Source organism: Massilia sp. FBCC-B171 (assembly GCF_059134155.1).
This window is the reverse complement of record NZ_CP101443.1, coordinates 3,744,901-3,757,538: the sequence shown is the minus strand read 5'-3', so window position 1 is coordinate 3,757,538 and position 12,638 is coordinate 3,744,901. Positions and strand designations below refer to the sequence as shown.

Below are 12,638 nucleotides of genomic sequence, written 5' to 3'. Positions count from 1 at the left end.
GATTTCGTTACATACGGAATTGCCGCGATCAATCGCTATTACCTCAAGAGCGATTTTCGGTCGCACTGGACTATTGACCGTGAGCGCGATATCTATCTCCGCGAAGTTGCTGCAGGTCGGGAAGAGTGTTCCGGTGACCACACCTATACGCTGTACTGGAAAGGCGACCTAATTAAACTTGAATTGCGTGAACAGGGCGAAACGTACCCCGATCTCACCGCACGTAGGGAATACGTTTTGCTTGAATTTCAGCTGCCTAGCCATCTGAACGAAAAGCGCGACGAGATTTTGTCCGACTTAAAAGAAGCACTGACCACTCGTAACGGCGCTGGTGTGTATTCGGCCGACGTCAGTACTCAAGCAACTTTCAATTCGTGCTGTCCTGGTCCATGCTTGAAGCGATGGCCTGCGGCTGCGCGCTGGTGGCGTCGGACACCGCGCCGGTGCGGGAAGTCATGCGCGACGGCGAGAACGGCTGGCTGGTGGATTTTTTCGATGCGAATGCCATTGCCGAGCGCGTAGCACGCGTGCTGGAGAATCCGGACGCATCGCAGGCCGTGCGCCTGGGCGCCGCCGCGTCCGTGCGCGCGCATTTTTCGATGCAGCAGGGCGTGTCGCGCTACCGCGCTGCTTGGGTTGCACGGCTGAACCGAACGATGGATTTACAAAAAAAAGAGAAACATGTCGCGCCGCTGCACAGCTTACCTACCAGAATTATCGATTTGATTGGAGAACACCATGGTATTTGTTGACGAATTTATTGCCGAGCCGGACTTCGTCAAATACGGCATTGCAGCAATCAATTTTCGCTACAACAAGAGCGATAGCGATGCGGAATTGACCATCGATCGTGCGCGCGATATTTATCTGAGCCGCGTTTTCTCCGGTCGATTTGAATTTGCGGGAGACCATGGCTACTCGCTCTACTGGAAGGGCGACCTGATTGAACTGGAACTGCGCGAGACGGGTGACACGATGCCCGATCTCACTGGATGGACACACTATGTTTTGCTCAAGTTGAAGCTGCCGCCGCATTTGCAGACGCAACGCAGCGAGATTCTCTCCGATTTAAAGGAAGCGCTGACTGCCCGTAAGGGCGCAGGCGTAAACTCGCCACGCATCAGCAGCAACGCCACCTTCAATTTCTGAGCGGACGACAACAATGGCATACACAGCGCAACAAGCTCTTGATGAGCTGAAGAACAACCCGGCCAAATACGATACCGCTGACAAGTTGAAGGAGCTCGTCAAGCAGCTTTCGATTGAGTCTGCCGCCGGCTATCCGCGCGGCAGCGTGACGCAGGGTGGAGATTCTGTACGCGGCATCATTCGCGAGATGATGAATGACCATGCACAGGCGATCACGCACAAGGTCGGACAGATCTTGGCAGCGCCGGACGACTGCGCCGAGATCCGCGGGCGCGCCGTACAGTCGGTGCGCCACTGCTACACGGTCAGCGCCGGGATTGCGGCTTACCGACGTTTGCCGGGGTTGCCTACGGCGCGGCGGGGAGTGGCGGCATGATCGGCGCCTTCCGAAGCAATCGGCGCGTCTATCGGGTGGGTGGCGTCCTGATCCTGCTGATACTCGGTGTACTTTGGTATAACCGCGATTCCGCGACCGGTCAGCGGAAATTCGAGGCGCTGTGCAAGGAAGACGGCGGCTACAGGGTGTATGAACGCCTGGAGAAAAATGTCGGCTGGATCGTCGACGAGCCGATCGCCGGGCAGATCAGCGACCTGTACCACAGGCCCTTTTCGTTCGGGCCTGTCGCCTTCGTTCGGGTCCCGGACAAGCAGGGCAAATGGTTCGATGCGGTGCGCGATCCGGACCGGCCGGGCAAATTCATCCTGGCGCCCGCCGATGAGTCGCAGCCAGTGCGCTACCAGTACCAATACCTGCGTCATGAATTCCCGGACGACGAACGCTTCCAGCGCAATCAGGAACTGATCACCGACTTGGCGAGCGGAAAACCCGCGGCGAGCTTCACTTTCTTTTATTACGAGTGGACCAAGCCGGAAAACGTGATCCTGCATGCGCCCACCTCACAGAGCTGCAAGCTGAAGCCTGATATCTACGACCGGTTCGCGCGTGCTCTTTATGCCGGACCCCAGGCATCGACAGAATGAGACAACGCATCTCATTTGTATTCATTCAAAATTACTAACCTGAAAGAAGAGAATGGCCATCACCGATATCGCTATGCTCAGCAAACTGGTTGCAACCACCGTCGCGTCGTATGGCGACCTGACGGGGGCCAGCAGGGCGTGACGCGTTACCGCGCGCTGCTGGGCGTGCACGACCGAACTGAACGATGGATGCGCGAAACAACCTCAGCATGCTGAATATTGATTGCGCGCCGATGACCCAAAAAATGGCACGCCGCTGCGCAGCTTACCTGCCAGAAGTATCGATTCAATTGGAGAACACCATGGCATTTGCTAACGAATTTATTCCGGAGCCGGATTTCGTCAAGTACGACATCGCAGCGATCAATCGCTACAAGGTCGGACAGATCTTGGTGGCGCCGGACGACTGCGCCGATATCCGCGCGCGCGCCGGGCAGTCGGTGCGCCACTGTTACACGGTCGGCGCTGGAATTGCGGCTTACCGACGTTTGCCGGGGCTGCCTGCGGCGCGGCGGGAAGCAGCGGCATGATCGGCACCTTCCGAAGCAATCGACGCATTTATGTGGCGGGTGGCTTTCTAGTCCTGCTGATACTCGGTGTACTTCTGTACAACCGGGATTCCGCGACCGGTCAGAGGAAATTCGAGGCGCTGTGCAAGGAAGAGGGCGGCTACAGGGTCTATGAACGGCTGGAGAAGAATGTCGGCTGGATCGTCGACGAGCCGATCTCTGGGCAGAGCAGCGACCGGTACCGCCGGCCCTTTTCGTTCGGACATGTCGCCTTCGTTCGGGTCCCGGACAAGCAGGGCAAATGGTTCGATGCGGTGCGCGATCCGAACCGGCCGGGCGAATTCATCCTGTCGCCCGCCGACGAGACGCAGCCAGTGCGCTACCAGTTCCAATACGTGCGCAAGGTATTCCCGCACGACGAGCGCTTCCAGCGGAACCAGGAACTGATCACCGACCTGGCGAGCGGAAAACCCGCGGCGAGCCTCACCTACTTTTATTACGAGTGGACCAAGCCGGAAAACGTGATCCTGCATGCGCCCACCTCACAGAGCTGCAAGCTGAAGCCTGATATCTACGACCGGTTCGCGCGTGCCCTTTATGCCGGACCCCAGGCATCGACAGAATGAGACAACGCATCTCATTTGTATTCATTCAAAAATTACTAACCTGAAAGAAGAGAATGGCCATCACCGATATAGCTAAGCTCAGCAAACTGGTTGCAACCACCGTAGCGTCGTATGCCGATCTGGAGGGGCGAGAGACCCGGTCGTCTTGAAAAATCCGCTGACCGATCCGAACGGCAGCCGTTTTATCAATGAATCTGGACCCTGTGGTTTGAGGGCGAATTCGTCGAAGGCGCGCAGCTGACCGAATCTTTCAGCTGCGGCATGCCGTTCGCAGGCATGGTCGACGCATTCGGTAATCCAGCACCCCAAAAAAAACGGGCCGCATCGAGCGGCCCGTTTCCATGTCAAGCTAAGCGCATCAAACCCTGTTCATCAAGAAGGTCGTCAGCAGCGGCACCGGACGTCCGGTCGCGCCCTTGGCCGCGCCGCTCTTCCACGCCGTGCCCGCGATGTCCAGGTGGGCCCAGGTGTAGTTGCGGGTGAAGTTCTCGAGGAAGCAGGCTGCAGTGATCGAGGCGCCGCCGGGCGTGCCGATGTTGGCCAGGTCGGCGAAGTTCGATTTGAGCTGCTCGTTGTAGATCTCGCCGATCGGCAGGCGCCAGGCGCCGTCGCCGGTCTGCTTGCCCGCGTCCAGCAGTTCCTCGGCCAGCGCATCGTGCGCCGCGTCGTGGCGCGTGAACAGGCCGCTGTTGTGGTGGCCGAGCGAGACGATGCAGGCGCCGGTGAGCGTGGCGATGTCGACCACGGCGGCCGGCTTGAAGCGCTCGGCATAGGTGAGGGCGTCGCACAGCACCAGGCGGCCTTCGGCGTCGGTATTGAGGATCTCGATGGTCAGGCCGTTCATCGACGTGACGATGTCGCCCGGCTTGGTGGCGCGGCCCGAGGGCATGTTCTCGCAGGTGGCGACGATGCCGATCACATTGAGTTTGAGGTTCATCTCGCCGATCGCACGGAAGGTGCCCAGCACCGAGCCGGCGCCGCCCATGTCGTACTTCATTTCGTCCATGCCGGGACCGGGCTTGAGCGAGATGCCGCCCGAGTCGAAGGTGATGCCCTTGCCGACCAGGACCACCGGTGCGTCCTTCTTGTTGCCGCCCATGTGCTTCAGGACGATGAACTTCGGCGCTTCGTCGCTGCCCTTGGCCACGGCCAGGAAGGAACCCATCTTCAGGGCTTCGAGCTGCTTGCGCTCGAGGACTTCGACCTCGAAACCATGGTCGTCGGCCAGCTTGCGCGCCACCGTGGCCAGGTAGGTCGGGGTGCAGACGTTCGGCGACAGGTTGCCCAGTTCCTTGGTCAGGTTCATGCCGTTGGCGATCGCGGTGGCCTGCGCCAGCGTGGCCTTGGCGGCGTTGTCGGCCAGCGGCAGGGCCAGGGTGATCTTGCGCACGCCGGCCTGGACCGGATCCTTCTTGCTCTTTTGCGCGTCGGTGCGGAATTCGCTCTCGTTGGCGGCGACGACGATCGCGCGCGTGGCCCACTCAGGCGTGCGCTCTTTCACTTCCGTCATCGGAAATGCGATAATGGCGTCTGCCGCGCCCAGCGACGCGAATGCCTTGAACGTCGCGCCGACCGCGCTCATGAAATTCTTTTCGCTTACCGCCTCGTCCGCGCCCATCCCGACCAGCAGCACGCGCTGTGCGGCCACACCGGCCACACCGCGCAGCAGCAGGGTCGAACCGGCCTTGCCGGTGATGTCGCCCGACTTCAGTGCCGCAGTGATTTCACCGGTTTGATCGAGGGCTTTCGCAGCCTGCGACAGTTTTTTGTTTTCGAACACCGCCACTGCCACACAGCCGGTCTTGGCCGCGGTCAGGGTGTTCTTGGTGTCGAATGCTTTTATGCTAAAGTCCATTTGATTCTCCGTTTCGTTTTGTGCGCATCTGGCTAGACCACTGCTCAACCTGCAATTATAACTATCGAATGATTTTTCAACGCGCCCTGCATCGTGAACTGGCCAGCGCAGCCGGGGCAACCTTCACGGTTTTGTTCACGGTGACCGTCACCTGGACCCTGATCGCCATCCTCGGCCGCGCCGCGGGCGGACGGGTCGATTCCGGCGACGTCGTCGCATTGATTGCATTTCAATCGGTGAATTATCTGCCAACTGTCCTGATCCTCACCAGCTTTATTTCGGTGCTGGTCGCGATCACGCGCAGCTACCGCGATTCCGAAATGGTCGTCTGGTTCGCCTCGGGCCAGTCGCTGCTTGCCTGGATCCGTCCCGTGCTGACCTTCGGCGTGCCGATGGTGCTGATCGTGGGCGCGCTGTCGCTGGTGGTGGCGCCCTGGGCCAAGATGAAGAGCGCGGAATTCATTCAGCGCTTCGAAAAGCGCGAAGACCTCAAACGCGTGGCGCCCGGCCAGTTCCGCGAATCGTCCTCGAGCGACCGCGTGTTCTTTGTCGAAGGCAGCACCAGCGGGTCGACCGTGGTGAAGAACGTGTTTGTGAGCAGCACCGAGGACAAGGACAGCTCGATCGTCGTGGCGCGCGAAGGCGTGATCGAACCGGACGGCAAGGGCGGCCAGTACCTGGTGCTGAAAAACGGGCGCCGCTACCAGGGCGTGCCCGGCCAGGCCGATTTCCAGTCGATGGAGTTCGAGCGCTACAGCATGCGCGTGGCGACCAAGGTCCCCGTGCTCGGCGCCGAGGTGCCGCTCGCTGCCATGTCGACCGTGGCGCTGCTGGCGGTGGAGAACCGCTTCACGCGCTCCGAACTGCTTTCGCGCATCTCCGCGCCGATCGTCTGCCTGCTGCTGGTGCTACTCGCCATTCCGCTGGGCTTCGTGAACCCGCGCGCCGGCAGCTCGGCCAACCTGATCCTCGCGCTCCTGATCTTCTTCACCTATAACAACCTGGTGAAAATGGTGGAGGCGAGCGTCAAGCGCGACAAGATCGATTTCGCCCTGGCCTGGTGGCCGCTGCACCTGATCGTGGCGGCGATCGTCGTTGCCCTGTTCGCGTGGCGCCTGAACGTGAACCATCACTACCACCCGCTGGTCTTGATCAATGCCTGGAAGCGCCAGCGCCTGCGCAAGAAGCACGCGCAGCTGCCAGCCGCGGTGGAGTCCCGATGAAAGTTTTACAGCGTTATTTCGCGGTCAACATCCTGCAGGCGGTCGTCTTCGTGCTGATCGCCTTCCTCGGCCTGATCTCCTTCATGGACCTGACCTCCGAGCTGCCCTCGGTCGGCAAGGGCAACTACTCGTTCCAGCACGCGCTGCTGTACGTGGCGCTGATGCTGCCCGGGCACGTCTACGAGGTCATGCCGGTGGCGGCCCTGATCGGCACCATCTACGCGCTCTCGCAGTTCGCGCAAAGCTCGGAATTCACCATCATGCGCGCCTCCTCGATGTCGACGCGCATGGCGGGCTGGATGCTGTTCAAGATCGGCATCGTGCTGGTGATCGTCACCTTCGTCTTCGGCGAACTGATCACGCCGCGCACCGCGCCGCTGGCGGAAAAGGTGCGCCTGTCGGCCAAGGGCGCGACGCTGGCCTCGGAATTCCGCTCCGGGATGTGGACCAAGGATAACGTCTACGCCGAAGGCGCCGGCGGCGCGCGCGGCGAGGCGGTCGGCTCGCGTTTCTTCAACGCGCGCGAGATTCGCCCGGACGGCCAGCTGATCGACGTGCGCCTTTACGAATTCGACAAGGCGATGCGCATGCGCGCCCTGATCACGGCCACCAGCGCGACCTTCAGCGGCAACGGCATCTGGCGCCTGAAGGACGTGAGCGAAACCCAGTTCACCAACAGCCGCACGCTGCCCCTGCCGGGCGCACCGGTGCCGCAGGGCCAGACCATCCAGAGCACCTATGGCCAGGAGACCAGCGCGGTCGCCACGCGCAAGCTGCCCACGCTCGACCTGGCCTCGGAAATCACGCCCAAGATCCTGCAGGTTTCGCGCCGCGATCCGGAACGCATGTCGGCCAACGAACTGGCTGTGTATTCGCGCCACCTGGTCGAAAACCGCCAGGAGAGCGAACGTTTCCGCATCGCCTTCTGGAAGAAGATCTTCGACCCGCTCGCAATTTTCGTGCTGATGGCGCTGGCGCTGCCGTTTGCCTACCTCCACACGCGAAGCGGCGGCGTGAGCCTGAAGATCTTCATCGGCATCATGATCGGCGTCGGCTTCATCCTGATCAATTCTCTGTTCTCGAACCTGGGCATGCTCTCGGCCTGGCCGTCCATCTTCACGGCCGTGGCCCCGAGCCTGCTGTTCCTGCTGTTGGCAATCGGCGCGCTGCGCTGGGTGGAGCGTCACTGATGGAACCAATCAACAAAGCGCTGGTCCTGTTCGCCCATGGCGCCCGCGCGGCTTCATGGGCGGCGCCTTTCGAGCGCCTGCGCGATGCGTCCGCCGCGCGGCTGCCCGATTGCGTGGTGCGCCTCGCCTTCCTGGAATTGATGGAGCCGCGCTTGCCGGAGACGGTGGCGCAGCTAATACTCGAAGGCGTCGAGGACGTGACGATCGTGCCGGTGTTCCTGGGGCAGGGCGGGCATTTATTACGTGACTTGCCGTTGCTGGCCGAAGGCTTGCGGGCCGCGCATCCGGGCTTGCGCCTGACGGTGGCCGACGCCGTCGGGGAAGATCCGGGTGTACTGGCCGCCATGACGGACTATTGTGTCCGGTCGATTTCGTAGGGTGGGCACCTGTGCCCACGCGGTGATACGCGACGGCGAGAACATCGAGCACGACATCGGAGCCGTTGCGTATCACCGCGTGGGCTCGGAGAGCCCACCCTACATCAATCCAGGTCCGCCGCAGAATGCCTTTCCGGCACCTGCTCCGCCGGCTTCCCACGCACCTTGTTGACCCTGCGCCCGCGCATCACCGCCGGACGCGCGCCGATCTCGTCGGCCCAGCGCTTGACGTGCTTGTACTCGTGCACCGACAAAAATTCGCCCGCCTCGTAGATCTCGCCCTGCACCAGTGCCCCATACCAGGGCCAGATCGCCATGTCGGCAATCGTGTACTCACTGCCTGCAATGTACTGGTTGTTGGCCAGCTGGCGGTCGAGCACGTCGAGCTGGCGCTTGACTTCCATCGCGTAGCGGTCGATCGGGTATTCGAGTTTTTCCGGCGCATACGCGTAGAAGTGGCCGAAGCCGCCGCCCAGCAGCGGGCCGGCGCCCATTTGCCAGAACAGCCAGTTCAGCGTCTCGGTGCGCGCGGGCAGGGCGGTCGGGATGAAGGCGCCGAATTTCTCGGCCAGGTACAAGAGGATCGCGCCGGACTCGAAGACGCGCACCGGCTCGGGACCGCTCCTGTCCATCAGCGCCGGGATCTTCGAATTCGGGTTCACCTCGACGAAGCCGCTCGAGAACTGCGCGCCTTCGTTGATGCGTACCAGCCAGGCATCGTATTCGGCGTCCTTGTGGCCGGCCGCGAGCAGCTCTTCGAGCAGGATCGTGACCTTCTGGCCGTTCGGCGTGGCCAGCGAATACAGCTGCAGCGGGTGCTTGCCGACCGGTAGCTCGGCCTCGTGGGTCGGGCCGGCGACCGGCCGGTTGATGTTGGCGAACATGCCGCCGGGCGCGGCCGGCGGGGTCCAGACTTTCGCCGGCACGTAGTTCGATTGTTCGGTCATCGATGTCTCCTTGTCGTTGTCGGATGCGCATGCGCCATGCGAACGCGCGCGGCTTGTCGTTCCTGAACGAGGAGCTTACCCGACTCCGCGCATTTGCGTCGGCGCGCCCCGCGAATGTCCAATATCGGCTGTTTTCCATTGATACACCGGCAAGCTTTGCAGCCATCTGCCGTAGGATTGTTCCGCATCATGTCAGGGTATCGCCGAGCGGTTTGACAGCCCCTGCGAAGCCTTCCACACTGCTCGGGCATTTCCCAACGGACTCCATTCCATCCAACCATCCACTCCCATGCTTGCAAACTTCGTCAAGCAGATCATCGCCAGGCTCCTGCATCCGCAGGCGGGCCAGCAAGCCTGTTGGCAAGGCCTGCGCCTGCCGGGCGGCCTGTTCGCGCAGGCACGCTGCGCGCGCCACATCGACGCCACCGCGCGCCGCGTGGGCGCAATGGGCGGCAAGATCACGCGCCTGTCGAACCGCCTGCACGCGGGCAGCGTTCCGGGGATGGTCGACGCGGACCGCAGCCTGCGCCGCATGCTGGGCGAACTGAAGGAAGAATTGAGCGGGATGCGGCGCGACCTGGCGCGCTGGCACAGCCGCGAATGCGCGGGACGGGCCGGCAAGCGCCTGGAGGCGGCGATCGCGCGCCTGAACCGGGTCAATGCCGACACCCACGCGGCGGCCGACCGGCTGCTGCTGCAAATCGAAGAGTACGACAGCACCCGCGGGCCTTGCCCGGGCTGAAGCTCAGTCGCTGGCGGCCTGCTGTGCCAGGGCCGGCTGATGTTCGCGCAAGCGCAGCGCTTCCCCGATCATCACCAGCACCGGACCGTGCGCCGCGTGCAGGCCCTTCGCCAGGTCCGACAGCAGCAGGCGTTCGATGCGTTCGTCCGGACGGCTGCAATTTTCCACCACCACCACCGGCGTTCCGGCCGGGCGGCCTTGCGCCAGCAGGCGTTCGGCGGTGGCGGCGGCCTCGCGCCCGCCCATGTACTGGATCATGGTGTCGGTGTGGGGCAGGGCGGCGTGTTCCGGCTGGTCGGGGCCGGTGCTGGAGGTGAAGAAGGCGACGCTGCGCGCGACCCCGCGTTTGGTCAGCGGCTGCTTGGTGGCGGCGGCCGCAGCGACCGCGGTGGTAATGCCAGGCACGATCTCGACCTCGATGCCCTCGGCTTCGAGTGCGCGCAACTCCTCGTCGGCACGCCCGAACAGCATCGGATCGCCCCCTTTCAGGCGCACGATGCGCTTGAACTTGAAGGCGCAGTCCACCAGCAGCGCATTGATCGCGTCCTGCGCGGTGGAGCGCTGGCCCGAGCGCTTGCCGACGGAAATCAGCTCGGCGCCCGCGCACAGTTCCAGCATGTCCGGCGTCACCAGGGCGTCGTAGAGCACGACATCGGCTTGCGCGAGGATGCGCGCGCCGCGCACGGTGATCAGGTCGGCGGCGCCGGGGCCGGCGCCGACCAGCCAGACCTTGCCGGAGCTGCCGGATCGCGCCGGCAGTGGATCTTCAAGCAAGGCCATGGCCGCTCCTGTGTTATTCACCCAGGCGAATCATACCCGCAGCAACAGTCTGGTGCGTGACTTCATCGATCAGGATAAAGGCGCCGGTTGCGCGGATGTCGGCATAGGCGTCGGCCGCCAGCGGCTGCTGGACGTTCAGGTGGATGCGCGCGATGTCGTTCAGCTTCAGGCCCTCGGCAGGATGGCGCTGCTGGGTATTGATGTCGAGCAGGGTGTCCACTTTCGTGATTTTCGCCGCCGTCTGGCGCGTGCCGTGCTTGATCCAGTACTTGCGGCGGGCGTCCAGCGGCTCGTCCGACATCCAGCACACGTCCGCCACCACCTGCTTGAGCAGGGTCGCAGGCGCGCCTGCACCGGCCAGCGTATCGCCGCGCGAAATGTCCAGGTATTCCTCGAGCAGCAGCGTGACCGATGCGCCTGCCGCGGCGGTGTCGAGCGAACCGTCGAAGGTCAGGATTTCTTTCACCGTCGCGCTCTGGCCCGAAGGCTGCACCACCAGCTTGTCGCCGACGGCGACGCTGCCCGACTCGATCCGGCCCATGTAGCCGCGGAAGTCGTTCGCCTCATGGCCATTGTGGCGGGCGACGAGCTGCACCGGGAAGCGGAAGGGCGCATCGTGCGCTTCGTCGTAGACCGTGATGTTTTCCAGCAGCTCGATCAGGGTAGGACCCGTGTACCAGTCCATTTTCTCCGACCGGTCGACGACGTTGTCGCCGGCCAAGGCCGACAGCGGAATGGCGGTCACGTCCTTCAGGCCGAGCGAATCGGCGAATTCGCGGTAGGCGGTGACGATGCGGTCGTAGATCGCCTGGTCGTAGCCGATCAAATCCATCTTGTTCACAGCCACGATCACGTGCTCGATCTGCAGCAGGTGGGCCAGCGTCGAATGGCGCTTCGTTTGAATGAGCAAATCCACGCCGCCGTCTTCGCGCAGCTTCACTTTGGAGACGTCGACCAGGATGATCACGGCGTCGGCGGTCGAAGCGCCGGTGACCATGTTGCGGGTGTACTGCTCGTGGCCCGGGGTGTCGGCGATGATGAACTTGCGCTTCGGGGTCGCAAAATAACGGTAGGCCACGTCGATCGTGATGCCCTGTTCGCGCTCGGCCTCTAAACCGTCGGTCAGCAGCGACAGGTCAATGGTGTCGCCCACGGTGCGCTTGTGCTTCGAGCGCGACACGGCGGCCAGCTGGTCGGCAAAGATGCCCTTGCTGTCGAACAGCAGGCGGCCGATCAGGGTGCTCTTGCCGTCATCGACGGAACCGGCCGTGATAAAGCGCAGCAGGCTGTGTTGGGTGAGTTTATCGTTCAGCGCGTTCATCAGAAATATCCTTGCTTCTTGCGTTTTTCCATCGAGGCTTCGGAGGTCTGGTCGTCCATCCGGGTCGCGCCGCGTTCGGTCACCTGGGTCACGGCTGTCTCGGCAATGATCGACTCGACGGTCGATGCGTCCGAGGATACCGGGCAGGTGCAGCTGATGTCGCCCACGGTACGGAAGCGCACGGTTTGCGTCTCGACCGTTTCGCCTTCTTTCGCCGGCGTCAGCGGGGTCAGCGGCACCAAGAGGCCGTTGCGCGGGATCACCTGGCGCTGGTGCGCAAAATAAATCGTCGGCAGTTCCAGCTTTTCGCGCGCGATGTATTGCCACACGTCCAGTTCGGTCCAGTTCGAAATCGGGAACACGCGCATGTTTTCGCCCGGGTGGACGCGGGTGTTATACAGGTCCCACAGTTCCGGACGCTGGGCCTTCGGGTCCCACTGGCCGAATTCGTCGCGGAAGGAAAAGATGCGCTCCTTGGCGCGGGCTTTCTCTTCGTCGCGGCGGGCGCCGCCGATGCAGGCGTCAAAACCGTGTTCGGCGATCGTCTCCAGCAGCGTCACGGCTTGCGCCGCGTTGCGCGAGTCGGTGGCCGGGTTGCGCAGGCGGACGGTGCCCTTCTTGATCGAGTCTTCGACCGAGCCGACGATCAGGCGCTCGCCGAGTTCGGCCACGCGCTTGTCGCGGAAGGTGATGACTTCGTCGAAATTATGGCCGGTGTCGATGTGTACCAGCGGGAAGGGAAATTTGCCTGGACGGAAAGCCTTTTCGGCCAGGCGCAGCAGCACGACCGAGTCCTTGCCGCCCGAGAACAGCAGGGCGGGATTGCTGCATTCGGCCGCCACTTCGCGCAGGATGTGGATCGCTTCCGATTCGAGGGCGTCGAGGTGGCGCGCGTTGACGGTGGCCAGGATGCCGGCGTTGTCTGAGAGCTTGGTCAT

General features: G+C 62.7%; 15 protein-coding genes. 10 read left to right on the top strand and 5 right to left on the bottom strand.

Annotation, left to right across the window (positions count from 1 at the left end; all coding sequences use genetic code 11):
- The first annotated feature begins 389 nt into the window (after positions 1-389).
- The 6 genes from NMB41_RS17020 (at position 390) to NMB41_RS16995 (ending at position 3,265) form a co-directional block, all read left to right on the top strand.
- Entirely contained in the window at positions 390-752 is a 363-nt protein-coding gene (locus NMB41_RS17020) for a glycosyltransferase (protein WP_494378990.1), read from the top strand.
- On the top strand, positions 739-1,149 hold the full coding sequence (locus tag NMB41_RS17015) for a hypothetical protein (RefSeq protein WP_494378989.1): 411 nt from the start codon (positions 739-741) through the stop codon (positions 1,147-1,149). Before NMB41_RS17020 ends, NMB41_RS17015 begins: the two co-directional genes overlap by 14 nt.
- A gap of 13 nt (positions 1,150-1,162) precedes the next feature.
- Positions 1,163-1,525: a hypothetical protein gene (locus NMB41_RS17010; RefSeq protein ID WP_494378988.1), complete on the top strand. Its 363-nt coding sequence runs from the start codon at positions 1,163-1,165 to the stop codon at positions 1,523-1,525.
- Positions 1,522-2,130, top strand: coding sequence for a hypothetical protein (locus NMB41_RS17005; protein ID WP_494378987.1), 609 nt, complete (start codon positions 1,522-1,524; stop codon positions 2,128-2,130). The genes NMB41_RS17010 and NMB41_RS17005 overlap by 4 nt, the downstream gene beginning before the upstream one ends.
- Positions 2,131-2,315: 185 nt before the next feature.
- Positions 2,316-2,660 (top strand): hypothetical protein, encoded by a 345-nt coding sequence (locus NMB41_RS17000; RefSeq protein WP_494378986.1) that lies wholly within the window; start codon positions 2,316-2,318, stop codon positions 2,658-2,660.
- A complete protein-coding gene (locus NMB41_RS16995) occupies positions 2,657-3,265 on the top strand; it encodes a hypothetical protein (protein WP_494378985.1) in 609 nt (202 codons plus the stop codon). The genes NMB41_RS17000 and NMB41_RS16995 overlap by 4 nt, the downstream gene beginning before the upstream one ends.
- Positions 3,266-3,623: 358 nt before the next feature.
- Here the strand turns inward: NMB41_RS16995 and NMB41_RS16990 are convergent, their stop codons facing one another.
- Positions 3,624-5,120 (bottom strand): leucyl aminopeptidase, encoded by a 1,497-nt coding sequence (locus tag NMB41_RS16990; RefSeq protein WP_494378984.1) that lies wholly within the window; start codon positions 5,118-5,120, stop codon positions 3,624-3,626.
- Positions 5,121-5,188: 68 nt separating this feature from the next.
- Between NMB41_RS16990 and lptF the strand changes: the two genes are divergently transcribed.
- Genes lptF through NMB41_RS16975 form a run of 3 tightly spaced genes read left to right on the top strand, consistent with a single transcriptional unit; the run spans position 5,189 to position 7,910 of the window.
- Complete coding sequence (gene lptF / locus NMB41_RS16985) at positions 5,189-6,343, top strand: LPS export ABC transporter permease LptF (RefSeq protein WP_494378983.1); 1,155 nt, start codon at positions 5,189-5,191, stop codon at positions 6,341-6,343.
- The gene (gene lptG / locus NMB41_RS16980) at positions 6,340-7,533 is read left to right on the top strand and encodes an LPS export ABC transporter permease LptG (protein ID WP_494378982.1); all 1,194 of its coding nucleotides are present in this window, start codon (positions 6,340-6,342) and stop codon (positions 7,531-7,533) included. Before lptF ends, lptG begins: the two co-directional genes overlap by 4 nt.
- A complete protein-coding gene (locus NMB41_RS16975; RefSeq protein ID WP_494378981.1) occupies positions 7,533-7,910 on the top strand; it encodes a sirohydrochlorin chelatase in 378 nt (125 codons plus the stop codon). Before lptG ends, NMB41_RS16975 begins: the two co-directional genes overlap by 1 nt.
- Positions 7,911-8,014: 104 nt before the next feature.
- Here the strand turns inward: NMB41_RS16975 and yghU are convergent, their stop codons facing one another.
- On the bottom strand, positions 8,015-8,857 hold the full coding sequence (gene yghU, locus NMB41_RS16970; protein WP_494378980.1) for a glutathione-dependent disulfide-bond oxidoreductase: 843 nt from the start codon (positions 8,855-8,857) through the stop codon (positions 8,015-8,017).
- Between the two features lie 289 nt (positions 8,858-9,146).
- On the opposite strand from yghU, the gene NMB41_RS16965 reads away from it, so the two are divergent.
- A complete protein-coding gene (locus NMB41_RS16965; RefSeq protein ID WP_494378979.1) occupies positions 9,147-9,599 on the top strand; it encodes a hypothetical protein in 453 nt (150 codons plus the stop codon).
- 3 nt (positions 9,600-9,602) lie between these two features.
- Here the strand turns inward: NMB41_RS16965 and cobA are convergent, their stop codons facing one another.
- The 3 genes from cobA to cysD are packed head-to-tail and all read right to left on the bottom strand — an operon-like array spanning position 9,603 to position 12,638.
- A complete protein-coding gene (cobA, locus tag NMB41_RS16960) occupies positions 9,603-10,379 on the bottom strand; it encodes a uroporphyrinogen-III C-methyltransferase (RefSeq protein ID WP_494378978.1) in 777 nt (258 codons plus the stop codon).
- A 13-nt stretch (positions 10,380-10,392) separates the two neighbouring features.
- The gene (locus NMB41_RS16955; protein WP_494378977.1) at positions 10,393-11,700 is read right to left on the bottom strand and encodes a sulfate adenylyltransferase subunit 1; all 1,308 of its coding nucleotides are present in this window, start codon (positions 11,698-11,700) and stop codon (positions 10,393-10,395) included.
- Positions 11,700-12,638: a sulfate adenylyltransferase subunit CysD gene (gene cysD / locus NMB41_RS16950; protein ID WP_494378976.1), complete on the bottom strand. Its 939-nt coding sequence runs from the start codon at positions 12,636-12,638 to the stop codon at positions 11,700-11,702. The genes NMB41_RS16955 and cysD overlap by 1 nt, the downstream gene beginning before the upstream one ends.